Below are 26,063 nucleotides of genomic sequence, written 5' to 3'. Positions count from 1 at the left end.
CATAGTTCAGAGGACATGCGCCCTTCAGGGCAACATGCCCTCAAGGACGTTAAAAATAAAATGAGTTTGGTACAGTCGAACCAAGGTTTGGTCTGACGGTTGGTTGTGGTATTGCACGTAAGTTATCTGGCTGAGCAGATACTGGCTGTGCGGGTTTAGGTTCAGGTTTGGGCATCAGTTGTCTGATATCCAATTGACCTTCACCGTGCATTCTCATCTTGTCTGGATCAGACAAAATTAAAATGGTCGCCATCAGTTCGTGATAGAGATTGTCTGTCACAGGGCCGGTCTTCGGCAGACGAACAAATAAATTGTCCATCGCTTCGACCATCGGCTGGACTCGATGATCCAGGAATGACAAACCATCCAACTTGTCTCTTAACCGCTTCAGAGGATTAAGGGCTCGCTGGCTGATTTGATTCTTACCTGCAACAGAACGCTCAAACAGTTCATTGGCATCACGAGCCACCTCCCTAAAGAGGGTGTGTCCCATGCCATTGACCTTGTCATCTAAGCCACCAGCTTGTTCAACCGGTTGCATTCGATAGATGGCATAATCGAACTGAAGCCGTTGTTCCACATCTTCAATGGGTGACAGCGCACGCCGGATTGCATCTGCAAATTCCGGGTGCTTTGCAACCCAGTCAAACGTCACCTGATCATAGTTGTCCAAGAACAACTGCTTGCACTGCGCAAACTCCTGACCGATCCGGTCAAGCTCTGGAACAATCTGATCAATTCGGTCCTCAGGGACGGCATAGCCACCTAAAAACCGCACACCGACTTGCTCACACAAGCGCTGCGCTTCTTTCTTAAGCCTTTCAAAGTTCGCCAATGCCTCAGGGTCGCAAATTTTTTTACTCCCTAAACTGGCAACATCCTTCGGTGGAAGTTGGCTGCCATTGGCTAGTCTGAAATCTTCAGGCCTTAGTTTTTTTCTACCGCTCCAGATGGAACAGTCGATGTGACAAATCAAAAGTTTGTCGAGGGTTTGAATACTCATAGTGCATCCTCATGCGAGATGGGGACGCACCACTCCCAACAGGAGCAATGGCCCCCGTTTGGGTGGTAGTCGTTGACGCGCTAATGGCAACATCACTATCAGAAATAGTAATTTTGCGAATCAGGCGACGATTGGTTGAGATCGATTTTCACAGGCATTAAGTCCAGTGCTTCAGCTATCGGGCGAACCCGCTCTAAATCACTGCCTAGCAACCGCAATACATCTTTTTCCAACTTCAGTTGGTCGGATACTTCTATCCCTTCAGGACTCGCTACTGTGAGCGAACACAGAGGTGGTAATTGACGCTTAAAGGCCAGTAACAGCAACAATGGCCACGGGCCATCATCAGTGTTAACAATGCCAGCGCCTTCACCCGACACAATGCTGATTTGATTGGTACTAGGTAATGCGCTTTTGCAAAACCCTAATGACCATTCTCCAATCCTGACCTGGTTATCATCAAAAACAGCCAAGCCATAGGCTTCAAGCAGCTTTGCCATATCGAACAACGCTTTTTGCGCCAGCGAGATTTGGCCATTGACGTCCTTGCGAGTACGAAACTCCCAACTGACGTTATTGGCGCACGCGACGCTATCTAGCGCATTTGAGAGTTCAAATGGCCGCCCTTGATGATCAATGCCGACTTGTCCAACAAATAGATAACCCTTGTTGATTTTCTCATTGATTCGTCGGTCTGCTTCAGCCTTAGGATCAGTCGAGTCAATCAATCGCTGCTGCGACAATTGACCGGCTTTTCCAAACCGAACTTCAACCTCCTGGGTATCTGATCCAACGTAAATGGCCCATTCTTTGGCTGTCCCATCAGAATGACTGTAACGGTAAAGAGCAAAGCACTTTTCCATCATCAATCCTCCCAGTGGTCACCGAAGACATCAGCGGCAATACGGTGAATGGCTTCACGTTGCTCCAACTCAGCACGAGCCGTCAAAGACCGAACCAGTGCATACTCCACTGCGTTAGGAGCGCCTTTAAAAGCAAGTGTTAGCTTTGCCCAGCGCACCAAGGTCCGAGTGGACATGGTGATACTAAGCTCAGCACCGCCATCCGCGCCCCCAATAAAAAGACGGCGAATGTCACCAGCCACTTTCACCATTTTTTGGCGGAAGACTTCTGGTAAGCCCGGCGCAACGTTCTCCAGAATGGCTTCCTCTACAGAAGGCTCTGCATAGGTCGCTTCGATGATTCTAAAGCGATCAAGAAAAGCCAAATTCTGTTGAAGCACACCTTGATACAAGCCCGTCTGGTCACCGCTGCCCGCACTGTTGCCGGTTGCGATAAAACGAAACTTGTTATGTGGCATGATGATCTCACCGCCATTTTGTGCGATGACCAACGGGGCACCTTCCAAAATGTCATTGAGTCCAGCCAGTTCAGCAGGCTCAGCAAGATCCATTTCATTAATGATCAGCAAATGGCCATGCTTTACAGCCAGTGCCAGCGGTCCATACACAAAGGTCATGTTGCCATTAACCAGCGTGTGGTGACCGATAAGATCGGACAACTCCAATCGACCGTGCGCAGTAATTTGCTGAACAGGCCAATTCAATCGAGAAGCAACTTGGCAAATTAGCGAGGTCTTACCGCATCCAGTGGGGCCAGTAATATATAAACCGTCACCGTCTGGGTTAGACAAGAACGCCAATACGTCACGTAAGTCTTCTTTTCTAAAAACATACTCGTCCTTGCGAACGGGAATGTTTGGATGGGTAGTGTCGGCACCAAATCCTTCCAGAACGAAAGCATCAGGAGCCGGGACATTAAACGCTTGATTCACTTGAACCAAAAATGGGGATTGTTCAGTCATGGTAAACCTCATCAGTTTTGACGAGGCCCCATGCCCCAACAGGGAATGAAGTCCCCGTCGGGTGGAGTGTTGATTGTGGTATGGCTGTGTATATAAGAGTTCAGCTCGCTCTATCATTCGTACCCAGCATTGGCTACGAGTGAAACTGCTTTCTGATGCACTCGATGTAAGCGCATGAGAAAGGAGCCGAAATCGGCTCCAAGTGAACGTTAAAAATAAAATGAGCTCGGCGAGTCACCTGGCAGAACCAAGTTCTCTTGCTCAAGGCTGATTTTGATTGGTGTTTCAACGGGCTGATCTGGCTTATTGGTGCTGATGCGCAACCGCTCTTGTGGCGCTTTTCGGTAAGCGGCTAAAACCTGTTCATCCAGCTCGCCTAATTTATCGGTGGCCAATTGCTTATAGTCCACCGCACCTGCCATCATGTAGCGGCTGAGTTTGACCCCAGCATAGTCGGCATGAGCGTAGTTACCCATCATAGCGACCAATTTCGACTGAGCATCTCGCATTTCCTCTTTCAAAGATTTAATGTGGTTTTCCAGTCGGACCACTTCGGCGTGTGCTGAGCAATACTGTCGAGACAGCGATGTCCAACGGTATTGGGCTTCACCCTTGGGAACAAAACAATCTTGCTCAGGGCATTTTGGCGGTTCTTTTTTAGTTTGAACTAACTCCCAAAACTGAAGCGCCGTTTCTTGCAACTCAGTTAAGAACGCCGCGTCTCGTTGTATTTCAAACTCAATCAGTTGATCCTCAAAATAGAATACCAACCAACCACGCGTGCTATTGGCGACCAGTATTTGATGCTGTACTTGTACCCAATACAACTGGTACGCCTCGCTTTGTTCTCGGTGAGCTTGCACATCCTCAAAAACTGACTGGCAAGGACATTTCAGTTCAACGGGTTCGCCCGCATCGTTGATGCCATCAAAGCTGGCTCGAAAGATTGCGTTATGATCGGCTTCTGCACATAACGGCAGAAGAAAGTCATTATGCGCATTCTCAAATGCTCGCCTTGCTTGAGGCTCCAACCTTATACCGCGAAGCACATTTGGATTATTCGACAGGTCTTCCGGTAATACGAATCCAGTTTTTTCTGCCCATAATCGCCAAGGTGTTTTGTAGGGTGAACGCCCCATAATAATTGGGGCTTCAGATGCCGTAACCCCTGCAATGCGCCACTGGTGCCATGCAGGAGTACGTTGTGATAGGTCGATAACCTTCATATTGCCTCCTTTGAGGGGGAGACTCCCCCGAAGGAGAGAACTCCCCTTCAGGGTTAAGTGGTTACTTTGCTGCTTGTGCTAACGCTGTTTGGTGCTGAACAACACTTGCTTGAACCGAATCAATTGCCGCTTTACCGGCTTGAATCGAACCTAAGACAAGGGCAACAACCAATACCAAGCGAAAAAGTGAGGCTGATTTAGTCATGGAAGATCTCCAAAAAAGACGAGACCTTCCCCCTGATGGGAGAATAATCCCGCCAGGGTTAGTAAAATGAATGCGTGGCGCTAAGAAGCTAAAGGCTGTGTGAGCGCTTTGGCTGCTTGTTGCTGTGCATTAAAGATTTCTTGTTTCGCAAACGTCAGCTCAACACCTTGAAAATGTTCATTGGCATATTCCAATGCACTATTCCAAGCGTTTGAAGCTTCCGCCCGCTCGATAAGCTTGTAAACAAGCCCTCGGGTTCGATCATCAACTTGCTCGGGTGGAATCACAGATGGCTCAACAACGTGTGTTGCTTGGCCTTCGATAATTCGCTCCGCTTCGTCTTGATCGAAAATTCCCACAAAGCCAAACGCAATGCGGGAACACTGGATCATGGATTTATGCCTTAGCATTCGCTTAGTGTGCGTCTGCCATGGACCATCTACCCGGTAAGGGCCATTTTTGCCGTTACCTTCAAAAGGTGGTCGATAGACTTCATCCAGATACTCAGTGATTTTGACTGGGTGCGAACGGTCGCGCCGGTAGATAATGCATTCCATCCATTCAGGGCATTCTTTCGCGCCATCCAGTGAGACTTTGTTTTCTGAAGTCTTAAACTCCATGCCATCAAACTGGTCGTGTTGATTGATGATGCGAGACCATCCATCGACACCTACCACTGGAATAATTCCAGCTTGCTTATCAGGGAACGCAAAAATCTCTTTGGTGAAAGGGTTCAAGCCGTACTGATCTGCAACCACCAAGAGCGCCATCATCTGCTCATTGGTCGGTGCACTACCGTCACGTTGCTTGAATGCTGTTGCTTTTAGGGTATCGAACAACTTGTTTGGATCGACACTAAAGCGCTCAGCAAAGCGTTGGATTAGCTTTGGTTTTTCCATTGTGGACTCCGACAATCAAAGTGGGAGTCTGCCCCTGACGGGAAAGTACTCCCGGCTGGGTTAAAGCGTTTTCGCTCGGTTAAAAATCTGGTTCAGGATAAGTTTGTGCCCAATTAGTTTGGGAGCCCGCATCATCCGCCGGTGATGGCTCAGATGCTTTGTTCACACTATCAAGAAGCAGAAACTCGTCCGCGTCCACTTCGGTCAATCGATGTTTAATGCCATCTTTCTCCCATGAGCGCGTGCGCTGAGGCCCTTGAACAAAAAGCTTTGCTCCTTTTTGGATTAAATCTTTTGCCCTGAGCCCTAACTTAAATCCACCACGATCTCGAAAAACGACCCGATGCCATTCCGTATGCTCTTTGAGCTCATTGGATTGACGGTCGCGCCATTTCTCAGAAGTGGCCAGCGAAATGCTGGTCACCAAATCACCTGATGGATAGGCTCGCGTCTCTGGCTCAGAGCCAACGTAGCCTATGAGTGTTACTTGGTTTTTCATGATGTTCTCCTCGTCTTAGTTGAACTCTGTGCACACAGTCGCTTCTACCCGGCTGGGCAAAGAAGACTGACGACGCAGATAGGTTGGTATTTCGAGTAAAGCCATGTCGTACTGATGTGGCTCTTTGTAAAACGCAGATGTCAAACGGGGCATACCAGGAGCTTTAGGCACTGCCATTGGACGACGTTTTGGTGTTGGTGTGAGCAATCGCTTGATTTGAGTAAGTACAAATCGAAACGGGCGCACGCTTTGACGAGCAAGCAATCGCAAAAGCGACCAGCTCAGTTTTGCAAGCAACATAATGCCTGCGATTTGGATAATAAATCCGAAGATATATTCCATTGGTGACTCCTTATGTTGGTTTTGAAGGAGTCACCCCCAACTGGGGAAAACTCCCCCAGCTGGGTGGTGAAAAGGCGAACCGTAAGGAACGCATGGTTGAGCATGTAAAAACATGCAGGCTATTTGTTTAAGGAGGCTAGCTACCTCTTAGTACCACTGAGAAAACTCAGCGGCGGGCTTCCTTTGAGCTCATGCTCTCAGGCGCAGATATCACTGAAACAGATCAGCAATATTTGATAGTCAGTGTAACCGTCTTATCCAGACAGGATAGTTAGAAAGATGCTCAATTCTTCCACCTAGCTGAAAGGCCATTACCTCACAGAGGATTAGTCTAGGGACTGATTATTGTCATATCAGGAGCAAACTTATGGCCCAAGCAAAACCCAATTACTCAAAACCCATCTTTGAACAATCATTCACAATTAACAGCTTACAGGCGCAACGTGTCGTTGACCGTGTTTTTAGGCGCACGGTCAGTGCGCTCTACGGAATCGATGTCATCCTACGCATCATTGGCGATGAGAACGAAATTGATGAAGTGGAACAGATCATTAGCCAGTTGATCGTGGATTGCGCTAAAGCGGTAGACAAAGAACAAGCTCGTTTGGACAAACTGATGGAGTCCAACGGCATCGATGAAGTACCTGACTACACCGACCCGATTACCTTCAACGCCAAAATCAGCTCGCCTCAGGTTGGCCAGTTTGTTGGCTTAGTGCGCAAACTCGATGCGTTGATGATCTCAATGGACACACTCTGGTTATCTAGCGTGCTTAGCAACAAGCAACGCGTTGATGGCAACTACGCATGGCAACAGCGCATTATCAAACTTGCACGACGCATTATTGATATCGAAATTCGAGCACGAAAATCAGCCCAAGCTAAGGGTAAAGAAGCAGAAGTTGAGCAAGCGGTGCCTTCAACCGATGACGATATCACTGAAGAGGAAACAGATAACCCCGCCAACTAGCCAACTAGGCTCCCATCAACCAGCCCCTCTCGAAGGGGCACTATATCGCTATCCATGCTATCGGTAATGAGTTCAATAAACAGTATACAATGTACGCATAATGCAGTACATTGTATTGCTTATTTATCATGGAGAAGCACAGTGTCGCGTTCCAAAGAAGAGACTTTGTCAATACGAACATCTAAAGAAATCAAGCTGTTGCTAAAAGCAGCAGCGGAAAAAGAACATCGCTCTCAAGCGTCTATGATAGAAATACTAATTTTGGATTATGCAAAATCGAATGGGCTAAGCACCATCATAGCCTCAGATAATACTAAGTAGTTACGTCTGATTATTTTAAATCGTTATTAATATGATGAAATAATTAGTATTTAATACGATAAACGACTGAGTAATTCGATTATAAATGAACATTGCAAAGGGGAATAATAGTGGCTAACGGTAAAATACTGAGACAGTTGATTAGGGCTGGAACCATTGGTGATTCCGAGGCCTTTCGGCTTGCTTCAGAAGCTGTTATTCAAGATGAGCGTCAAAAGCAACATCACCTTCTTGCAAATGATCTTGAGCAGATATTGTATGGTGAGCATTTAAGACCGCTTAAACAAAATGGACGTAACGCTTTGCCTACTCCTCCTGTAGATAAAGAGCGAGGACTACCACTTTTAGATGTTCGACAAGCTCAGCGACCAATAGAAGAAATGGTTTTACCTGAATCTAGTATCGCACCCATCGAGGAACTTCTTGAGGAACACCGCCGTGTCGATGTACTGAGAAGTTTTGGAATGAAGCCTTCTGGAAAAATTATTTTTCATGGTCCTCCAGGTTGCGGGAAAACCTTAGCAGCTGAGGTCATTGCTTTTGAGCTTGATTTACCTCTTGCAATTGTTCGTCTCGATGCGTTGGTATCTTCTTTTTTGGGTGAAACAGCCGCGAATCTTCGCAAAGTTTTTGATTTTGTTTCTGAACATTCTATGGTGGTTTTATTTGATGAATTTGACGCCATAGGCAAAGAACGTTCTGACTCAGGTGAACATGGTGAGTTACGCCGCGTCGTTAACGCAGTGCTTCAGATGATGGACGCTTATCAAGGGAAGAGTCTAATTTTAGCAGCTACAAACCATGAGCACATTTTAGACAGTGCTATCTGGCGACGCTTCGATGAAAAAATTGACTTCCCATTACCTGATGAGCTGCAAATACAACAAATTCTTTCACTCAAATTGCGTGGTGTACGTCGCCAATTTGAGTTAGATGATAAATCTATCCTCGGGATATTTTCTACAAAGAGTGGCGCTGATATTGAACGTATTGTTCGTAGAGCAGTAAAAAGGATGATCCTACGTAGTCAGGAATTTTTGACCGTTAAGGACTTGAAGCAAGCAGCTTCTCGAGAAAGTTAAAAAAGGGACTAGGAATGGCTAATTATGAACATCTTAAGATTGAAAGAGAACTGCTTGAAAATGAACGTAGAACAAGGAAAGTCAATATCCCAAAACATCCACGAGGTGATCTTCGGGGGCATGGTCAAAAATTATCTAGAGACTTAACTGAATCAATCAGATTCGCACAAAGTCAGCAAACGTCACGTCCGGGTAATTTTGTACTGAAAATTCGTTATACAGGACTTCTCGATATTACCCATCTAAACAAACATGGTATCGAGTTTGTAAGCCAAGAAGACAATCATCTGTGTGTTGTTTTTGTTGATGAAACCGGAATGACTGTGTTTGAAGATCACCTGCAACGCTTAGGTTTGGACGAGACAGAATTGACGTACAAGCAGATTCTCGAGGCCATAGAGGGAATCGATAACTGGACAAGTGATGACCGGAAAAGTTGGGCTCTAAGAAGGCATGGCTTACCAAGGTCAGAGAAGTTTCTCTTAGATGTAGAGCTTTGGCCTGTAGCTGTTGCTCATCACCCAGAGAGATTAAGCACTTGTGATGCATTTGAGCGTTGGCTAGCTCATAACGGAATACGGCGAACAGATAAAGTTAACCTTGATAGCTTAGTAATGTACCGTTTGGAGGTTAACTCTAGTCAGGCTAATCTACTGCTGAATCACTCTGATGTCAGACTTGTTGATCTCCCCCCCAAGAGCGGTATTCGCTATAGCCAACTAAATTGTGACATCAATAGAATTCCTGAAGGAATACAATCCCCTACTCATCAAGCTGCAAGAGTTTGCGTCCTTGATAGCGGAGTAAATACTAACCACCCCCTGTTGGCACCCGCAATTGCGGAAAGTGCAGACTTTATTGGTGATACAGACGGCATGGATTTGAATGGTCATGGCACTGCTGTTGCTGGTGTAGCTCTGTATGGTGACTTGGAAGCGTGTAACTCAACAAATTATTGGCACCCTGAACTTTGGATTTTCAATGGTAGAATTCTTGATGAGAATGCAGAATTTGACTCCAGTTCTATCGAAAAAACTCTCATTGAAGCTGTAACCTATTTTGTCGAAGAACACCAATGTCGGATTTTCAATTTGTCGTTAGGGAATTCCAATGCACCTTACGATAATCGTCATATTCGAGGAATTGCGTATGTCTTGGATAAATTGGCTAGGGACTTCAATATCTTATTTGTCGTTTCTGCTGGGAACTTCTCAGGCTCTATCGATCCAGATGTGCCAAGACATAGCTGGAGAGACGAGTTTCCAGAATACCTTCTAGCTGACGAAAGTATTATCATAGATCCAGCTCCGGCACTAAACGTTCTAACGGTGGGAAGCTTGGCTCGACATAATGCGACTTTCGATGCTCAACGGTATCCTGAAATTGGGCAATTGGCTCCAGCCACAGAAAATCAACCATCCCCATTTACACGTCACGGTCCCACTATTAAAGGTGCAATTAAACCCGAGCTGGTAGCTATGGGTGGAAACTTGGCTTCTCCAATAAGAACAGGCAACGAACTCAATGCAGTTATGCGAGGCATGGGGGTACTGACCTGTAATAGTCGATTCGTTGGGAACACATTGTTTAGCGAAATTAGCGGAACAAGTTTTGCGGCACCTTACATTACCCATCTTGCAGGTCGTTTATTGAATAACTACCCGAAGGCTTCTGCTAATTTGCTCAGAGCACTACTGGTTAATCATGCGAATATGCTGTCGGAGATTGAAAGCAGCTTTCCTGAAGATATGAAGAAATCTTATAGGAGCGCAAATGGACGAGATGCGTTTAGAGATATAGCTGGTTATGGTGCTGTTGATGAGGGGGAGCTTTTTAGATCTTCACAAAATGCCGTTGTCTTAATGGCTGAAGAGAAAATTGAAAACAACTCGCATCACTTTTTCGAACTGCCGCTTCCCGATGATTTTTTAAGGTCTCAGCGTGCTTCCAGAGAAATTAGAGTTACTCTGTCTTATTGTCCAGCGGTCAGGACAACTAGGATAGACTATGTGGCCACTAAAATGTCTTTTAGGTTAGTCAAAGATCAGTCGCTTGAGTCTGTTCAAAGGCATTTCAATCACAGTACTCAGGATGAAACTAAAACCAGAAATGATGATGCTACAAGTAATAGGGACATAAGTGCTGAATTAAGAGGTAAAGGTACAGTTCAATCTTCAACTTGGCGGATTAAACAGCCGAAGCCTTCTGAAAAGTGGTTTGTTGTAATTACTCGACAAGATAGAGATTGGGGTGAGGCGTTGAGTTTCGAACAAGAAGACTATGCCTTGGTTGTGACTGTCACTGATCGAGAGAATGAGGAAGCCCAGCTGTATAGCCAAATATCACAACGCATAGAGCTTAAGGCTAGAGAACGTGCACGGGCTCGAGTGTAGGGAATTCTTGTTCTGTAAAAATCACCCATGGAACGGGAAGATTTAATTTTTCGGGCCATATGTATTAGGAAAAAAGGATGAAACTGCACAGTATTCGGGTTTCAAATTTTCAGAGTTTTGGTGCTGAACCAACAGAACTGACACTGGAAAATATTACCTATCTGATTGGCCCCAACGGGTCAGGCAAGACTGCTGCACTCCAGGCTTTGTGCCGACTGTTTGCATTTGATCCATCATTACGCCGTATTCAGCGCTCAGACTTCCATGTCCCGCACGATGAACAAGAAGCGCCCGAAGAAAGGCAGTTATGGATTGAGGCGGACTTCGTGTTCCCCGAGTTGGAGGATGAAGAAGATAACTCGACCGTTGCTCCCCATTTCAGTCACATGCGCCTTGATGACCCTGACGGAATTCCTAGGGTACGATATCGCCTAAGTGCCACTATGGGCCTGGATGGGGATATTGATGAGACTTTTGTGTATGTGCTTGAAGCTGGCCCGGATGGTTCGCCTCTAAATCCTCAAACGGTTCCAAGGTCTGAACGAAATCACATACAAGTCCACTATCTGCCCGCAAGAAGAGATCCGACTGACCACATAGCATATGGAACGAACGCGCTGCTTGGCCGCTTGCTACGGGCAGTGAACTGGGAAAATGAACGGGAGGAAGTCAAAGGGTTCACCGACCAGATTAGTGAGAGTTTGGCTGCTAATCCATCGGTCAATGCTTTTAGTGCCCACCTGAAGAAAACTTGGGGCACCCTTCATAAAGGCAGCTACTTTACAGATCCCAAGATTACTTTTGTGGCATCTGAGATCGAGGCGTTGCTTCGTCATTTGTCCGTATCATTCTCGCCTGGACATGATGAACATCTTGTCGATTTTTCCAGACTCAGTGACGGCCAGAAGTCGATGCTCTATCTGTCATTGGTTCTTTCATCTCAAGCAATTGGGCGTGCTGTCCTTGCCGGTGAGGACGGCTCTTTTGACCCAGAAAAATTGCGTCCGCCAGTCTTTACTTTGATTGCCCTTGAGGAACCAGAGAACAGCCTCTCGCCTCACTATCTGGGGCGGATTGTCAGCGCTCTGAACTCCATGACGAGCAACGAGGATGCTCAGGCCCTAATCGCTACGCATGCTCCGTCAATGTTACGACGTGTCGATCCGGAACATATTCGATATCTTCGACTTACCGAAACCCGGCAATCAAGAATTACGAAAATCCAATTACCCGCTAAAACCGATGAAGCGCACAAGTTTGTACGCGAGGCTGTCCAGGCATTCCCTGAGATTTACTTCTCACGTTTGGTTGTGTTGGGTGAAGGGGATAGCGAAGAAATTGTACTACCGCGCCTTTTCCAAGCAAAGGGTGCGCCAGTTGATGAATCAGCGGTTACGATTGCTCCGCTTGGAGGTAGGCATGTCAATCATTTTTGGCGCCTGTTATCAGCACTGCAAATCCCATTTTTGACCCTTCTCGATTTAGATGTGGGCAGATATCAAGCGGGCTGGGGAAGAATAAAGTATGTAAATAACCAACTTGGCTTATATCAACCTGAAAAAGTTCTGCCAAATACTTTTTCTTTATCAGATTGGAATGATGACAAAGTACCTGTTCGTACCCACCACTTCTTTGAAAACGGCACTAAGAGTGTATTTGCAGAGCTGGAAATGCGTGGTGTGTTTTTCTCATTTCCAATGGATTTAGATTTTTCAATGCTCCTTGCTTTCCCAGATGCTTACGGTGTTCAGCAGGAAGTTCCGGATGACTCAACAATTAAAGCCGTGTTAGGCAAGAGCCATCATGACCCATCCCAATATAGCTATGACGAGTTAAATCTTTTCTCTACGTATCACAAGCTTTTTAAACTGGGCAGCAAGCCCGCTGCTCATATCGAAGCTCTCGCTCAACTAAGCGACGAGGATTTGCTGGCGAACATGCCTGAATCATTTGGACGACTCACTGATGCCGTGATCGCCAAGCTTGCGGAACTGCCCGAGTGATTGCTGTAGATGCATGGCTGCCTTCGGATGGGCTAACTCTTGAACCCAATGCACTGCGGGCTGCGAAGGAACAAGCGCGCTGTCTTGCACTGACGGCGGGGCCGGGCGCGGGCAAGACGGAAATGCTTGCACAAAGAGCTGACTTCCTCCTACGAACCGGAACCTGCCGTTATCCGAAGAGAATACTCGCTATCTCTTTCAAAGTTGACGCCAGCAAAAACTTGAAGGAGCGAATCCAGCAACGCTGTGGACAAGAATTGGCTTCCCGTTTTGATAGCTACACATTTCATGCGTTTGCAAAGCGTATTATTGATCGCTTCCGAGTAGTGCTTACTGGTAATGATGCTCTTGATCTGGATTATTCGATTGGCGAAAGAAAAGTCACAAAAAGGCAAATTACATTTCATGATCTTGTACCGCTAGCAATTCAAATTCTTAAGGCCTCCACTGTCGCAAGAAATGCCATACGCCAAACTTACAGCGATGTTTTCTTGGATGAATTCCAGGACTGCACGGATCAGCAGTATGAACTCGTGAAGGTAGCCTTCCAAGGTACGAGCATTCGTCTCACTGCTGTCGGTGATACCAAGCAGAAAATCATGGGATGGGCAGGTGCATTGGACGGAATTTTCCAAACGTTCGCTAGGGATTTTTCAGCGGTCCCATTAAACATGTACCGAAACTTTCGTTCAAAACCACGCCTGCTTCGGATGCAGAACGAGATAATTCGCGTGCTCGATCCGGCTTCCGTCATGCCAGATCACCAACTTGCTGGTGAAGAGGGAGAGGTCTTCGCGTGGCAATTCGAGAATGCCCAGGGTGAAGCTGAGTACTTGGCCGATTTGATTGCCGGGTGGATAAGAAATGAACAGGTTCCGTTATCCGAAATCGCCGTATTAGTGTCCAAACAACTAGATCTTTACGCCAATCACCTGATGGTGGCATTGGAAGTTAGGGGAATACCGTACCGGAATGAGCAGGAGATGCAGGATATTACTGTCGAACCTGCCGCAAGGCTCGTTGTTGACTATTTGTCCTGTCTCTATGGCCAGCGAGAGCCCAAAGCCTGGATTCGGCTGATGAATCAATTGATTCCCTTTGCCGATGACGAGGTGCAGTCTAGCGTCAGGCAAAATTTCCAAAGCTTCTTCAAGGAACAGCGAAAAATCATCGCCATGGCCGAGTTGTTGGATGAACCGTTTTCGGGATGGTGGGATTCTGTGTGTAGATTTTTGAAGAAAATAGGAATGGAGACTCTTGTTGCTCTCTCGCCTGACTATGAGTCACATGCCAGATTAGGTGAAGTTGTGGGAGATACCAAAGCGCGCATTGAAGAATTGCTTGAACTTACCCCCGACTTGCCTCAAGCCTTGACTCGTTTCTCTGATGATCAGGCTGTGCGTATTCTGACTATCCATAAGAGCAAAGGATTGGAGTTCGACTCAACGATAATTTTGGCCGTTGAGAACGAAATATTTTTTGGGGATCAAGATTCTAATCTGTGTGCTTTCTTTGTTGGTGTATCCCGTGCCAAGCGTCGGCTTGTTCTTACATACGCTAAACAACGCGACAGGCCCCTTAACTATGCTAAAAGATGGGATGTAATTCGAACTCCACAACAGGAATATCTTCAATATGCAGCACAGTTTATTACCGATTTAACGCACATTTAAAAAGTCATTAGCTAAACTACTCAGTTCAAAACTTGCAAAGCCATAAACCGTCCTCAAAAACGTTCTCTTTACTAAATATAATGCAACATCTAGCGCGATGTCAGCTCCAAAATATACTGGAGCTGACAAAGATTTTTTCTTCTAGTTATTCCCCGAAATTTCCTCCGTCGCCTCCTGACGCAGTTTCTGGGCATCCATTCCGTTTAGCCGTTCAAGGGCTCTGTCTGCGGCACTCTGACGATTTCCATCAACGTTTAGCGTACTTCCTGAGCCTGTGAGTCTTTCCAGATCCAGTGACGGTACTTCGGGTAGGTTGCCTGTTATCGATAAGATACCTATCCATTCATCCAGATTGACTTGGCTCCAATCCACCTGGTTTAACTGACTCGCGGTCAATCCTTCACAGTTTGGAGATTTCGCACTGCCCCAGCCAAGGCCCAATTGCGGACGCACTTGCTCTTGAATGATCCGTGAAAGCGGCGAAGTAAAGCAGCAATATGATTGCCGTTTCTCAACACAGGCACCTAAGAACTTAGACTTGCAGTAAGAGCCCACATAGTGGCAACTCTTCAATACCCGCTTAGCGTTCATCTCAAACTCACTCTGCTCACATTTCCAGATAAGCTGAATGAGGATCATGGTGACTGAGTAAATCATGTAGGCCGTCATAACCGTACTCAGAACCGCGCCCGCAGCGCCACCCAGCGCAAAGTTACCACCCGAAACGACACCATCGGCTCCAACTGCGCCACCAACGTTACTAAACAGTGCCGATTGCGCCCCCGAACCAAAGGTCGTACCTACCCATTCAGCCGTTTTGTTGGTCAACACCTGCATGAAGCCAGTCGCAGCTTGCTCCGCTCCCGCGCCAGCAGCCGTTGATGGCCCAGCCCCCATAAGAGAGTCCCAAGCAGACACAAAGGGCTCTTTGACCGCACTCCAAGTACTCGTGATTGGCTCCCTAAGCGTATTCCAGGAACCATAGATTGCCGACGACGGATTCATGGCCATGACTGCCGTATCAAGCTTGTTGACCGCCACAATCATTGTGATGTAATCCGATAACGACACGCCACTTGGCTTTTCACAGCAATCCACTATACCGCCAACGGCTTTTTTGCACTGGCCAGCATTACCTTTAAAGACCGTACACTCGACGTTATCTTGGCCATCAGCTCCCGTGCATGACATATCATTGGTCATAAACTGCGCCGCATTAAGCATCGCGGCGGCCTCTGCAAAGTTAGCCTGCTTGATTGACTCTGGCTCTAAACAATCTGTGCCCATACAGCGAACTGGCCCCTCACAGTTGTATTGAGTTTCCATTCGTGCATTTTGCACTTCAACGCTTTGTCCACAGTCATACACCAAACTTTGGATATAACAGAAGCCTTCATGACCAGCCCCGCCTTCAGTGCATTCGGTTCTGACATACTGGCAGGCCGGGTTTTGCTCCAGCGCGGCACACGTATTGGTGGTCGTGTTTTGTCCGTTATTGACGATGGTTTGTGTATTACCATTGGCATCTACCCAGCTATCTGAGCTGCCCATGTTGAATTCTGGATGAGCAGTCGAAGCATTGTAGGTCGCTTTTGCCCTCCAGCATGAGAGCCCCAGTCCATCAGAGCTGCCACGACTGGTTAAATGAGCAGGAGACGAAACAACCGTCGGATAAAGGCTTCCAAGATTGGCCAACTCGCCACTACCAACTGTTAACCCGTCGATTCGTTTTATGCCCGTATCCAAACACTGCCACTGCACCGCAGTGAACTGATCCGTTTGCATCAAGCATTGGTCTATGCCCGGATCACTTGATTGATGAACAACGTCTTGCTCTAAGTATTTGCCAGAGAAGGTCAAGGAAGCACTCAGTTTCGCAGGAGCCAAACACTTCTGAACTTCTCGGCTGCAAGTATCGAAATCGACTTTGTTCCAGCCGGACTCACATCTGGAACGCGTGACTTCCTGCGGTTCATGCCACGAAATAATCGACCCATTAACGACCTTGCACAATGAGCCAACCAAGGTTCCTTTTGGACAGGTCATTTCAGGGTATTTAATGGACGGTTTCGTCTCTGTGACCGTCTCCTTGTTGCCCGTCAATGAGAGTGTCGTTTTCCAGCCATTTGCCTTGGACGGCGACTCGGTGATTTTTATCTCAGTATTTTGATTATCAAACACTCTCAGCGTCGCGTTTCCAGTTTGCATGGTACTGCTGTGCTGTGGAACAAAGCTGAGCGTTTCAGAGCTAAAGCAACCGCGCTCAATGGACCAGCTTTGTTGATGGGTTTCAGCGGATACACGTCGTTCTAACTGACACTGAGTAAGCGTGCTGATCTTCTCGCACACCTGGTAATCCGGTACATGCTTGGTTTCAGTAAATGGCGTAATCGTCTGAGTAGGCTCACATGCCTCAAAACTACTCGGCATAAGATTGGATACCACGCACTTTGGATCGCTGGTTTGCAATCCACAGTCATAGGTATCGGTAAAACGAATGCATTCACCTTTATCATTGGTTTCGGCACATTCTGACGACATGAATCCACAGGAAGGATTCGCTTCAAGCACTTGGCAGGCCTGATTTTCAATCCCCTTATAGCTTTCATCATCCACACTGACTTGTACACGCCGACACAAAGGCGATATGCCAGCCACAGGGCTTGGAGCAAAGTAGGATTCACAAACTGAAACACCATTGACCACCGTACATCCGTTGGTTGAAGACGGCTGATCCGTGCATTGAATGCTGTAGTCTGAAAACTTAGTCGGGATATCCGCTGCTTGTTCGATACAGGATTGTGGCGACCAACTATCATTCATCACCACCTTGGTTGGATCAAAGCGCACCTTGATACGTGCATACCCCTCACCACTACCCGTTACCGATACGCGAATTTTTACTGGCACTTCTAAACCGGGCTCTACCGCTTTTAGCTTAGAGGTTAAGTCAGTATTAGGATTGCGCTCCCAACTTGTACTGAGCTCGCAGCGGCCAGCCGTTTCTGGTGGAAAGTTATTGTTCGGCCCAGACCAGACTTTCTGATCACCAAGCCACACTTGCATGTAGTCATCCCATTTGGCGTATTCAAGAACGGCTGAGGTAATCGCATCGGGGTTCACGACTTTGAGTGTGATGGCCTGTTCAAACACTTTACAACGGCCACTCCAGTAGTTGTCGCCAATTCGTCCAATCCAAACTTCAAGACATCCCTCACCACAAGAGCGAAGGTTCATTGGTCCTGAAACATGCTCAATAATGCCTGCCGTGTAATCGTGAGTAATCGTGCAGCTGTTAACCGCTGTATTGAGCCTGTCACATTGCTGGTAGTTTGGGCTGCCTTCACCTTGAGACTCACAGCCGGGGAAGCTTTGCGTTAATAGATTTGGGTCAGTTTGAACCGCATCAGTTAATGCCCAAAGCGGATCATTGACCATATCTGGCCGAGACCTGTCTTTGATTTCCTGTAGCGAACGAAATGCTTCACCCGTAGCGCCACTTTCGGATGCCATGCTCTCTTGGCGCTGTGTCCCCAATTGATTCATGCTGGCATCAGAGCCATAAACGCCCGTTAAGACATCCAATGAGCCCTGATCCATACCAGGGAAAAGCTCTTGCAAGTTAATGGACTCATTACCACTGCCATTCGGCACCGACAATGTATTGCCATTGAGTGCGGGCATCGTCCAGTTTTGCAGCAATTGCTTACCTTCTTGTTGTCCGCTTAAGCCGGATTGGCGCTGCACATCAGCGGCCACACCATGTAAGGGCAGGCACGCCATAGTGATTGATAAAATACCCGCTAAAACTCGGGTAAAAAGTGTTGGTTTCATGGTTAACCTCCCGAGTTACAGCAGTCTTGCCAGCGCCACAAAATGTAGAGCGCATCTTCACCGGCACCGGGGATCGTTCGCCACTCTCCCCATTTCATGGTGCTTTCACCGATGACATGCGCACTTTCAGTTTCCGGTACAGGGAAGAACATACTCATCTTGTATTGGGATTTCGGCAGCATGGGTTCGATAACAGGTCGGCATAGCGCACTGCTCCCCATTGTTCGTCTTGCAAGACCACGCCTGTGTTGAGCCGCGATTGCACGCGCCGCTAAATGGCTGGTGTTTTCTGCTAATGAACCAAAGGCTAAGGTGTGGCCAGATAACGGATAGAGATGGCCCCAACTGCCAGCACACCAAAACAACTGATCGATGGGTTTACCAAGCGTTGATGAAGCAGCGTCAGCGGTACAAGCAGAGATAGCCAATGGATTAGCAACAGCAGCAGCTTCAGGCTGAGTAAAAAAGGCCAGTTCATCGTTCAGCCATGTTGGGTCCAATTCCGACAAATACATCAAGTCAAAATCCATGTAACCATCGGCATTGCAATTGCCATCCATGAACAAATCGAGCATGACCAAAAGCGGAAAGGCGTAATAATGGTAATGATAGAAAGCAAGATCACCGGTATCGTATTCACCTTCACCATGACCACCTTGCAATCGCCTATCACCTAACGGTAAGCGAATCCCTCCCAGTGAAGGCGAACAACCCGGCGTTCTGACCAGTTCAATCAGACGCGCTGGCTCCCACATGCTGGTAACAATACCTGGCCTTGGCACACCTAAGTTGTCTTCACATAAGCAAAACGACTTGTTTGATGCGCCGCTTGGGACACTGCCAGAGCCAAGTGGAAGACCTGCAACCCGGATAGGAAAAATGCATGACCAGCAAACATCCGTCAGCAACTTACCGGACAATAAACCCGCGTCTGGGCAGGTCAGTTCGGCTTTAGCAGAAATAGATGCGCCCAGGACAAACATGACAACGAGAGTCCGCAACAGACGATACGTATTATTGAGCTTTTTCATGAACAAGCTCCTTTGCTGGAATTTCTTCTATTTCAAACGCGAGCCCCTTTGCTTGAACAAACGATGGGGTGACTTGCAGATCAAAGCGCTGCTTTAGCGAGGCATTGAGAAGGTAAACCGGACTGTCCAATGTCTTTTCGAGCGCATTGAGGCTATTCCAACCTTGAGTACGGTCGAGCTGCGTGGTGATAAGCGTAATGCGGCGCAGTGTCCTATCTTGCGTCTCAAGCCAATGCGCAACTGCGTCCACTTCTTCAGCGTTCGACGCATTAAACACCACAAGCTGCTGAGTAAACGGCAAGGCTTTTAGCGGGTTAATACGCGTTCCTGCTGGGATCAATGTTCGGCCATTGGCATCCAATAGTGGCCGCTTCATGACGATGGTTGGATCAACCATTCTTATCCGATACTGCGTGGCTTTGGGTAAGTCAGTGAAAGTTTGGCGAGACCAGAAACGCTCAATGGCTTTTTTCTTTAATGCGCCCAGGTCAATCGACTGTAAACGCTGCATCGCCACTTGCATCAAATCCGGTTCTAAAATGGAATGAATAGGACCGCGTTGACCCAATGAACCGGTATTGCCTGTTTCAATTTGACGCTGCAACCAGTCGTTGCTGTAAACCCCTAGTGCACTTGCAGTCACCTTGTCATCTTCTATGCGGAAAATGGCAGGCACGCTAGTCACCCGCCAGTGCACAAAGGCTTTCGGATCGATTCGAACCTGAGGAACAGGATCAAGCCCCGTCATCAGCGTATGCCAATCACGGATAGCCGCCCCCAAGGTCTTTCCTTCAGGAATTCCCCGAAACAACACAATAGCGCCGGTAGCACTGGCCTCTTTAAATAGCTGCTTCAGTGACGAATCTCCCAGTGAAGACGACGCAAAAATCAACCATTCATCGTTGTGTTTGAGCGACGCAGGTTGTTCAATCGGTGCAAAAGGCTCAATAAATTCAGATGAACCATCCACAGCACTTTGTAAAATGCTGCGGCTCATTTCGACGATCTTTTTGTCTTCGTCAGACAACGGAAAAGGCTCTTGTGCCCAGGACACTTGAACCCAAGCCAATGGCGCAACCAACAAAAATAAGAGACATAGTCTTTGCATCATCTACCTCCTACCAAAGCGGCCAAGCGCGACCGACAATCTGCTCGCGCTTAACGGCGTTCCAATAGCGGGAGTCGAAACTCGTTGCGGCCTCACCGGAAAACCAATACTCGTTTTCTTGCAGCGTCAATGAGCGGCTAAATTCTGTTTCAGCCACACCAAGACGCTGGGCTAATGCCATGCCGGTAGAGACTTCAGCACCATTCACCAGTACATGCTCAGGCGTCACCTTGACTTCATCCCCTGGCATCCCTGTTAGGCGTTTCAGCATCCGAGTACCGTCGTTATATAACGGAGCAAGTCCTTTTGAGTGGAAGGCATACAAACCATCCTTAACGGGCTCTTTATTCCATAGGTCAATCAGATACACCGTGGTATCAGGCAGGCAGCGCTCTTGCTGGGTATCAATACCTATTCGGTAGCGCATCATGGCGTAGGTGCCTACCAAGGCCATGATTAACGCAAGAACAGTCAACCGGATGAGGTATGGCCGCCAAGGCATTCTTTTACGGAGTATCTGCATGAGACACCTCCTTTGAGCCTACTGGCACAAATACGGAATCATCAGCACCCACCACCGCTTGGGCATCCAGCACGATAAAACCGGCTGTTTTTAACTTTTCAATTTGCTGATTGGTCTGAAGCAACCTGGATTCGATGTCTTGTTCGCTGGCATTGGGGCCCAGTGACAACACCGCCTCCCCAAAATCTACGACTGCAATGGGCGTACTTAACGCCAACTGGCTGTGGATGGGTTCGAGTGTTTTCATTAAGAGCCAGCTGGTCATTAAACCGCTGCCTGCAATAGACAAAGTAATAGAGGCCATAAATGGCCAAAGCGTGGTCTTATTCATAGCCTCGCTCCTTCAACAACTGAGAGATGGCATCAGCAACAGAAAGGCCTTTGCGCGTTAACTGTTTAATCGCGTTTACATCTTCTGCACGGGACGAGTACAACAGCTTGTGAAACGGATCGACAATGAGGCGGCCAATCCCGGTGCCCATTTCGGTAATAAAGAAAATCTCGGAATAGACACCCGTGACGGTATGAACCGTTTTCAGGTATTCATAGCCGCCTTCACCTAGTGGCAAGCGGCCTTCTTTTTTGAGCGCGTTGATGGTTTCAGCTTTTTGGCCAAGCAGGTACATATTGGCCGAGTTTTCAGCGATGGCTTTACCTGTTGGGCTGTCATACAAATCGTTGACCGACTGCGTTACCGTTACAGCACTGCCGCCATATTTTCGAAATCGACGGTAACCCGTCTCAATGAACTTACCGACATCACCTTGAGTCAGCAGATCCCAAGCTTCATCAATGAACACAATCTTGCGACGATCCCGCTCACCTAAGTACATCTCTTGTTGGATTTGGTAGATAAGCTGAAGCAACACTACTTGTTGTAGATGCTTACGCCCCTTAAGCTCTTCTAACTCCAGAACGGTGAAACGGTTTTTGAAGCGAATATTGTTGTGGCCATTAAAGAATCGGCCATATTCGCCCTGTGTCGTAAACGGATAGAGCTGCTCACCCACGTCTTGCACACGTCGGTCTTCATGATTTTTTAAAGCCTCTGCCACATCATCAACCAACATGGCACGACCTTTTTTCTCCCACAGTTCACGGGTCTGACGCTTTAGGTTTGCCATCTGAAAATCGGTTAATGACTGCGTAGGTGCGGCCATTGCGGCCAATAACCCAACCAACACATCCGCTTCTTCGTCATAGTCCTCAACGATTTCAAACGGATTTAAGCAAATGCCACTGTCTCGCCCGAACTGTAAGAACTCACCGTCATAGACTTCACACAGCTTTTCATAAGAGCGGCCAACATCAATCACCCAGCATTGCCCGCCTTCTGATAGGTAGGAGGAGATGATTTCGTTCACCAGGAATGACTTACCCGATCCCGATTGCGCCGCGATGCAACAATTGTAATTACTGCCCGAGTCATAAAGGGACACACTCATGATCTGGCCATTACGGGAAACAAAGTTAATCACCGGCGTGCCAGTGCCTTTCCAATCCGCAAACAAAGGCAACAGAGGGATCACATGCCGTGTCGCCATGGTCTTGAATCGAAACAAGTCGTTCATCGCCTGGCGGTCGGCACCAAATGGCAGGGCATTCAGAAAAATGGGCAAACAGAAGTACTTGTCTTCCATCAGCTCAAATCCGAGTTCTTTGAAATAGGTTCGAGCATTTGAAACAGAACTGATGGACGCTTCTTCCGTTGGGGAAAACAGCGTCAAAGTCATATTTGCCCGAATAGGACGATCACCTTCTTGCAAAGCTTCAAAAAGAACATCAAATCTCTTTTTCTTGGCTGCAAGCACCGGCACAAACTTGAGCATCGGGCCATAGGCCTGATTGACCGCCCACTGACGCTTCGTCTCTAAACGAGATCGCATCGCCTCAGCTGAGGGAAAGTGAATGGTGACATTTAGCAAAAAGCTGCCGCGTAAACCGCGACTGCCCGTCATCATATCGCCCGCAAAACTTGCGGCATGACCAAACCAGATCCGCTCAGGCAAGCGTTTAAACGATAAGGTTTTAACTCGGTAATCGCCCAGCATCAGACCTTGGCTATCCACCTTGATAGCTCGGTCATAATCCAACACTTGCTCCCGAAGTGGTTTATCTGCCTCACTGCGGATTGGTGATGGATTACGCCAGGAAGCATCTTTTCCCCAGTTAAGCTGAGCACTTATTGCCGCGAGCCAGTTTCGGTCAGTCATCTCAGTGACGCGAAAACCAACCGTTGCCAGCGCTTGCGAGAAAGAAGCCCGAAGCGCGGATGCTCGACTCAACTCACGCTCCGTCGGAATAGGACTTTCCAAAGGCAATTTGCAGGTGACGATCAGTTGAAAGTTGCGTACCTGAGTCTGGGTCGATTCTTCTATCGATTGAACCGTGCCCCCATCGAGGAAATCCGCACGTTTGCGTATCGACGCCCTAAGCAATGGATCAGATTGACGATGCCGTAAGCCCATCATGCGCTGAAGGTCGGTTTGAATATCAGGCGAGGCGTAAAGGCCAAATTGCAGCAAAGTGTCTTTTGGCCAGTCGTTGTTGAGTAGAACATTAACCCTGTCTGCAACAGACTCATCACCACCCGGCAATGGGTCACATAGAAAACCAAAGCCAACACTTTGGTCTTCCATGAAAAACAGTTGCTCATCGTCTGAATAGGCCAATACTGGCAATAGCTCTGAAGCGCGTTGTCCTGAATACAAAGAGGCTTTCATTAACGCCCCTCCAACCAAGCAGAAAGGTCATAAGGACGACCTCGGCTGATGCGACCATCATTGGCGACAATGAAAGGCACACCTTGAATGCCCAGAATTTGAGCCGTCACCAAGGTACGCTGCATTGGTTCTAAGTTGCAGGCATCATCCTGTTCTAGGTTACCAATCCGGCCATTCAGCAATGCATCGGTGGCCGCTTTCTTGTCACGCGCACAGCCAAGCTGGCGAACCTGACGCTCTGAATCTGGACCAAGCACTGGCACAGGGAGAATTTGGAAGGTGTATTCTTTGGTTAACGGCAGGGCTTGTTTCAAAAGCTCATGGCAATGTGGGCACCGAGGGTCAACAAAGACCACCACTTTCTTTTTGCCTTCGCCTAAAGTCAGTGGGTTCAAATCAGCCATTTTTAAGCCAAGGCGACTTAAGTCCAGCGTGTTTCCCGCTTCTCGAATTTCTTCAAGGCTGGTAAGCGGCTTTTTGGACCAGGCATCATAGAGCGTGCCATCAATGACGAACCGGCCACTGTCTGACATAAAAATAATACGGTTATTGCTTTCGACCGCTTTCATACCCGTGACAGGTAAAGAAACCATGCCGTCAATTTTGCCAACGGGCGACACTTCAGACACAGGTTCAGCTTGAACAAAAGGAGACAGCGCAAGCGCCAGAATAAATGGAGATAGTTTTCGCATGAGGAGTCCTCGTTAATGTAAATCGAGGCTCCAGTCTATGCAGTTGTCCTATGTGGACTCGGTTAGATAGATTGAAGAATTGAATACCTTACTAAATAGCTGCTCCGAAGTGTAGATCACCTGCGAAGGTGAACTCAGTGTTGAATGAGCGATCAGATAAGTCTCCAAACCGCACTTTACAGAAGCACTTGGTGGTTTTGAAACCGCCCCCTACAGGTAGATTTCGAGAGGCCTTCTCTCATCAGAAATACAGATCCAAAAGGTATTAACCTTTTGTTCGTGGCACACGCCAGCACAACACTTTGATTTTATCGCGCTGTTTTTGGTGAACAGGAATAATGCGCCACTTACTAACGGTAAATCGGTGTCACTTTCGATAATCGCGGCAAGGCCGTTGATGGACTTTCTAAAATCGACACTTTCACGATACAGATAAATCTCTAGTGAGCTCAGCATGCCTTTCATGATAGCGCACCGATGAGTTCAGCCAGGTTACTTACTGGCGTGCATTGGGGATTGCGCAGTTCGATATCATTGACGAAGAGTGTCATGTTGGCGGTTGCCACTTGGGCCTGATACTGAGTTATCTTTTCAACGACTTCTGCTCTAACAAAACCTTGAGATGCGCCAGTGTTGTTGAGTTGCTGGCGCTTGGCAGAGAACGTTGAGGGATTGAGTTGATTGAGCTTACAAAATGTGAGTGTTGATAATGAACTCGATTCAGATTGCTTGATTAGCGTTTGCCATTATTGGTTGGTGCATCGTTTGCCATTTTAAATCTCCTTATGGTTGGAGACTTGATCTTATTCTGCGTGTTAGGTGATTAGAATGCGCGGTTTATGAGGCGCTTACGCTCGATTTGCAAGTTCGTCGAGGAAAGCAGATATTCAGAGTAATAAGGCTCTGTTTTGCCGGAGAAATACGATTTTGCATCTGGCTTATCAACCTCCCGCGGGAAACCTACTAAGCGGATGATGTTATGGCAATCTATCGTTGTCGCTGGCAGGTGAAGTTGCGATTCAAAGAGTTGAAATCCCATACAAACTTGCAGAAATTTATGGCGGCACAGAAAGCGATTGTAGATGGTTTGGTATGGTCAAGCCTGCTCGCTCTGATCATTCGGCGAAGCGTCTTTCTTCAAATCATGCCATCAGTCTAGCTATTCAAGGCCGCCAAAAATGTGGAAATTTGGCTGTTGCCGATCTTGAAAGCATCAGCCAGCACGCATGGTCAGAAATAGCGGAGAGGATAGATTGGGCGACCCGTTATATAACGAAGAACGCCCAAAAAGCCCAACAGTCAAAAGACAAACAAAACATCACGTTAGATGGGATACTGCATGGGCTTAATTCTTAAGGTCCAGTCTATGAATGAATGCCCTGAATGCGAAATTTAAAGTTGCCTCATTCAGGAGGCAACCGTAAAAGGAAAATACTAATCCCGAGGAGGGAAGCCTGCTTCAATTAGAGCATAGGAGACCTTTTCAACTGATAATGAAGTTTTTACCGTCACCTTACGAGTCGGAGGATCAGTTAAAACTGTAGCCTCTGGGTCTATATCCTTAATTGCTTTAGTTACCGTCCGGGCGCAGCCCCCACATGTCATATTTTCTAAATGAAATTGCATTTATATACCTCCAGTTTGGTTTGAGTACTTCTGATTGTAGGGCTTTCCACTGTTGTAAGGTCAAGGTCTAAACTCATTTCACTCT

Annotated in this window: 24 protein-coding genes and 1 pseudogene; 7 read left to right on the top strand and 18 right to left on the bottom strand. The window is 47.4% G+C overall.

All coding sequences use genetic code 11. From position 1 onward, the window contains the following. Nucleotides 1–49 precede the first annotated feature (49 nt). From KGF88_RS01345 to KGF88_RS01310, 8 genes are all read right to left on the bottom strand, one after another. On the bottom strand, nt 50–1,003 hold the full coding sequence (locus tag KGF88_RS01345; protein WP_063529584.1) for a DUF3150 domain-containing protein: 954 nt from the start codon (nt 1,001–1,003) through the stop codon (nt 50–52). A 98-nt stretch (nt 1,004–1,101) separates the two neighbouring features. After that, nucleotides 1,102–1,866, bottom strand: a complete 765-nt coding sequence (locus tag KGF88_RS01340) for a hypothetical protein (RefSeq protein ID WP_425365161.1) — start codon at nt 1,864–1,866, stop codon at nt 1,102–1,104. Between the two features lie 2 nt (nt 1,867–1,868). Continuing rightward, nucleotides 1,869–2,828 carry an AAA family ATPase gene (locus KGF88_RS01335; protein ID WP_001959209.1) on the bottom strand — a complete coding sequence of 320 codons (960 nt, stop codon included), beginning with the start codon at nt 2,826–2,828 and terminating at the stop codon, nt 1,869–1,871. A gap of 209 nt (nt 2,829–3,037) precedes the next feature. After that, nucleotides 3,038–4,054: a YqaJ viral recombinase family protein gene (locus KGF88_RS01330; RefSeq protein ID WP_015066582.1), complete on the bottom strand. Its 1,017-nt coding sequence runs from the start codon at nt 4,052–4,054 to the stop codon at nt 3,038–3,040. 61 nt (nt 4,055–4,115) lie between these two features. Beyond that, nucleotides 4,116–4,259 (bottom strand): hypothetical protein, encoded by a 144-nt coding sequence (locus tag KGF88_RS01325; protein WP_015066581.1) that lies wholly within the window; start codon nt 4,257–4,259, stop codon nt 4,116–4,118. Nucleotides 4,260–4,339: 80 nt separating this feature from the next. Further along, the gene (bet, locus tag KGF88_RS01320; protein WP_000414662.1) at nt 4,340–5,158 is read right to left on the bottom strand and encodes a phage recombination protein Bet; all 819 of its coding nucleotides are present in this window, start codon (nt 5,156–5,158) and stop codon (nt 4,340–4,342) included. A 79-nt stretch (nt 5,159–5,237) separates the two neighbouring features. Next, nucleotides 5,238–5,657 (bottom strand): single-stranded DNA-binding protein, encoded by a 420-nt coding sequence (locus tag KGF88_RS01315; protein WP_000795986.1) that lies wholly within the window; start codon nt 5,655–5,657, stop codon nt 5,238–5,240. Nucleotides 5,658–5,672: 15 nt separating this feature from the next. Then, nucleotides 5,673–5,999: a hypothetical protein gene (locus tag KGF88_RS01310; protein ID WP_000455722.1), complete on the bottom strand. Its 327-nt coding sequence runs from the start codon at nt 5,997–5,999 to the stop codon at nt 5,673–5,675. Nucleotides 6,000–6,366: 367 nt separating this feature from the next. Between KGF88_RS01310 and KGF88_RS01305 the strand changes: the two genes are divergently transcribed. From KGF88_RS01305 to KGF88_RS01280, 6 genes are all read left to right on the top strand, one after another. Then, nucleotides 6,367–6,969: a hypothetical protein gene (locus tag KGF88_RS01305; RefSeq protein WP_153826338.1), complete on the top strand. Its 603-nt coding sequence runs from the start codon at nt 6,367–6,369 to the stop codon at nt 6,967–6,969. 141 nt (nt 6,970–7,110) lie between these two features. Next, the gene (locus KGF88_RS01300) at nt 7,111–7,290 is read left to right on the top strand and encodes a hypothetical protein (protein ID WP_015066578.1); all 180 of its coding nucleotides are present in this window, start codon (nt 7,111–7,113) and stop codon (nt 7,288–7,290) included. A 110-nt stretch (nt 7,291–7,400) separates the two neighbouring features. Next, on the top strand, nt 7,401–8,372 hold the full coding sequence (locus tag KGF88_RS01295; protein WP_020744900.1) for an AAA family ATPase: 972 nt from the start codon (nt 7,401–7,403) through the stop codon (nt 8,370–8,372). A 14-nt stretch (nt 8,373–8,386) separates the two neighbouring features. Next, nucleotides 8,387–10,765, top strand: a complete 2,379-nt coding sequence (locus tag KGF88_RS01290) for a S8 family peptidase (protein WP_015066576.1) — start codon at nt 8,387–8,389, stop codon at nt 10,763–10,765. 77 nt (nt 10,766–10,842) lie between these two features. Beyond that, nucleotides 10,843–12,768 carry an ATP-dependent nuclease gene (locus KGF88_RS01285; RefSeq protein ID WP_015066575.1) on the top strand — a complete coding sequence of 642 codons (1,926 nt, stop codon included), beginning with the start codon at nt 10,843–10,845 and terminating at the stop codon, nt 12,766–12,768. Further along, the gene (locus tag KGF88_RS01280) at nt 12,765–14,441 is read left to right on the top strand and encodes a UvrD-helicase domain-containing protein (protein ID WP_015066574.1); all 1,677 of its coding nucleotides are present in this window, start codon (nt 12,765–12,767) and stop codon (nt 14,439–14,441) included. Before KGF88_RS01285 ends, KGF88_RS01280 begins: the two co-directional genes overlap by 4 nt. Nucleotides 14,442–14,582: 141 nt before the next feature. Here KGF88_RS01280 and traN read toward each other — a convergent pair whose 3' ends face one another. The 9 genes from traN to KGF88_RS13900 form a co-directional block, all read right to left on the bottom strand. Next, complete coding sequence (traN, locus tag KGF88_RS01275; protein ID WP_015066573.1) at nt 14,583–18,275, bottom strand: conjugal transfer protein TraN; 3,693 nt, start codon at nt 18,273–18,275, stop codon at nt 14,583–14,585. Nucleotides 18,276–18,277: 2 nt separating this feature from the next. Next, the gene (locus tag KGF88_RS01270) at nt 18,278–19,306 is read right to left on the bottom strand and encodes a TraU family protein (RefSeq protein ID WP_015066572.1); all 1,029 of its coding nucleotides are present in this window, start codon (nt 19,304–19,306) and stop codon (nt 18,278–18,280) included. Further along, a complete protein-coding gene (locus tag KGF88_RS01265) occupies nt 19,290–20,417 on the bottom strand; it encodes a TrbC family F-type conjugative pilus assembly protein (protein ID WP_289108732.1) in 1,128 nt (375 codons plus the stop codon). Before KGF88_RS01265 ends, KGF88_RS01270 begins: the two co-directional genes overlap by 17 nt. Nucleotides 20,418–20,424: 7 nt before the next feature. Further along, nucleotides 20,425–20,937, bottom strand: coding sequence for a S26 family signal peptidase (locus tag KGF88_RS01260; RefSeq protein ID WP_015066570.1), 513 nt, complete (start codon nt 20,935–20,937; stop codon nt 20,425–20,427). After that, a complete protein-coding gene (locus KGF88_RS01255) occupies nt 20,921–21,268 on the bottom strand; it encodes a hypothetical protein (protein WP_015066569.1) in 348 nt (115 codons plus the stop codon). Before KGF88_RS01255 ends, KGF88_RS01260 begins: the two co-directional genes overlap by 17 nt. Next, the gene (gene traC, locus KGF88_RS01250; protein ID WP_015066568.1) at nt 21,261–23,660 is read right to left on the bottom strand and encodes a type IV secretion system protein TraC; all 2,400 of its coding nucleotides are present in this window, start codon (nt 23,658–23,660) and stop codon (nt 21,261–21,263) included. Before traC ends, KGF88_RS01255 begins: the two co-directional genes overlap by 8 nt. Continuing rightward, complete coding sequence (locus tag KGF88_RS01245) at nt 23,660–24,352, bottom strand: DsbC family protein (protein WP_015066567.1); 693 nt, start codon at nt 24,350–24,352, stop codon at nt 23,660–23,662. Before KGF88_RS01245 ends, traC begins: the two co-directional genes overlap by 1 nt. A 210-nt stretch (nt 24,353–24,562) precedes the next feature. Further along, the gene (gene tnpB / locus KGF88_RS01240) at nt 24,563–24,817 is read right to left on the bottom strand and encodes an IS66 family insertion sequence element accessory protein TnpB (RefSeq protein ID WP_011788498.1); all 255 of its coding nucleotides are present in this window, start codon (nt 24,815–24,817) and stop codon (nt 24,563–24,565) included. Continuing rightward, complete coding sequence (locus KGF88_RS13900) at nt 24,814–25,086, bottom strand: hypothetical protein (protein WP_071979591.1); 273 nt, start codon at nt 25,084–25,086, stop codon at nt 24,814–24,816. Before KGF88_RS13900 ends, tnpB begins: the two co-directional genes overlap by 4 nt. Before the next feature lie 119 nt (nt 25,087–25,205). Between KGF88_RS13900 and KGF88_RS01235 the strand changes: the two are divergent. Then, a pseudogene (locus KGF88_RS01235) lies at nt 25,206–25,708 on the top strand (IS4 family transposase); the annotation flags it as partial. Nucleotides 25,709–25,786: 78 nt separating this feature from the next. Here the strand turns inward: KGF88_RS01235 and KGF88_RS01230 are convergent. Continuing rightward, nucleotides 25,787–25,978: a heavy-metal-associated domain-containing protein gene (locus tag KGF88_RS01230; protein WP_015066565.1), complete on the bottom strand. Its 192-nt coding sequence runs from the start codon at nt 25,976–25,978 to the stop codon at nt 25,787–25,789. Between the last annotated feature and the right edge of the window lie 85 nt (nt 25,979–26,063).

The sequence above is a fragment of the Idiomarina loihiensis genome (assembly GCF_024584785.1).
Lineage (GTDB): Bacteria > Pseudomonadota > Gammaproteobacteria > Enterobacterales > Alteromonadaceae > Pseudidiomarina > Pseudidiomarina fusca.
The sequence above is the reverse complement of the archived record's forward strand: the minus strand, read 5'-3'. Positions and strand labels throughout refer to the sequence as shown.

Excerpts from the sequence above, each read along its gene's own strand:
- KGF88_RS01340 (WP_425365161.1), bottom strand. The coding sequence starts at position 1,866 with ATGGAAAAGTGCTTTGCTCTTTACCGTTACAGTCATTCTGATGGGACA.
- KGF88_RS01230 (WP_015066565.1), bottom strand. The coding sequence starts at position 25,978 with ATGCAATTTCATTTAGAAAATATGACATGTGGGGGCTGCGCCCGGACG.
- traN (WP_015066573.1), bottom strand. The coding sequence starts at position 18,275 with ATGAAACCAACACTTTTTACCCGAGTTTTAGCGGGTATTTTATCAATC.
- tnpB (WP_011788498.1), bottom strand. The coding sequence starts at position 24,817 with ATGAAAGGCATGCTGAGCTCACTAGAGATTTATCTGTATCGTGAAAGT.
- bet (WP_000414662.1), bottom strand. The coding sequence starts at position 5,158 with ATGGAAAAACCAAAGCTAATCCAACGCTTTGCTGAGCGCTTTAGTGTC.
- KGF88_RS01260 (WP_015066570.1), bottom strand. The coding sequence starts at position 20,937 with ATGCAGATACTCCGTAAAAGAATGCCTTGGCGGCCATACCTCATCCGG.
- KGF88_RS01315 (WP_000795986.1), bottom strand. The coding sequence starts at position 5,657 with ATGAAAAACCAAGTAACACTCATAGGCTACGTTGGCTCTGAGCCAGAG.
- KGF88_RS01255 (WP_015066569.1), bottom strand. The coding sequence starts at position 21,268 with ATGAATAAGACCACGCTTTGGCCATTTATGGCCTCTATTACTTTGTCT.
- KGF88_RS01290 (WP_015066576.1), top strand. The coding sequence starts at position 8,387 with ATGGCTAATTATGAACATCTTAAGATTGAAAGAGAACTGCTTGAAAAT.
- KGF88_RS01325 (WP_015066581.1), bottom strand. The coding sequence starts at position 4,259 with ATGACTAAATCAGCCTCACTTTTTCGCTTGGTATTGGTTGTTGCCCTT.
- KGF88_RS01305 (WP_153826338.1), top strand. The coding sequence starts at position 6,367 with ATGGCCCAAGCAAAACCCAATTACTCAAAACCCATCTTTGAACAATCA.
- KGF88_RS01270 (WP_015066572.1), bottom strand. The coding sequence starts at position 19,306 with ATGAAAAAGCTCAATAATACGTATCGTCTGTTGCGGACTCTCGTTGTC.
- KGF88_RS01335 (WP_001959209.1), bottom strand. The coding sequence starts at position 2,828 with ATGACTGAACAATCCCCATTTTTGGTTCAAGTGAATCAAGCGTTTAAT.
- KGF88_RS01345 (WP_063529584.1), bottom strand. The coding sequence starts at position 1,003 with ATGAGTATTCAAACCCTCGACAAACTTTTGATTTGTCACATCGACTGT.
- traC (WP_015066568.1), bottom strand. The coding sequence starts at position 23,660 with ATGAAAGCCTCTTTGTATTCAGGACAACGCGCTTCAGAGCTATTGCCA.
- KGF88_RS01245 (WP_015066567.1), bottom strand. The coding sequence starts at position 24,352 with ATGCGAAAACTATCTCCATTTATTCTGGCGCTTGCGCTGTCTCCTTTT.
- KGF88_RS01285 (WP_015066575.1), top strand. The coding sequence starts at position 10,843 with ATGAAACTGCACAGTATTCGGGTTTCAAATTTTCAGAGTTTTGGTGCT.
- KGF88_RS01330 (WP_015066582.1), bottom strand. The coding sequence starts at position 4,054 with ATGAAGGTTATCGACCTATCACAACGTACTCCTGCATGGCACCAGTGG.
- KGF88_RS01310 (WP_000455722.1), bottom strand. The coding sequence starts at position 5,999 with ATGGAATATATCTTCGGATTTATTATCCAAATCGCAGGCATTATGTTG.
- KGF88_RS01265 (WP_289108732.1), bottom strand. The coding sequence starts at position 20,417 with ATGATGCAAAGACTATGTCTCTTATTTTTGTTGGTTGCGCCATTGGCT.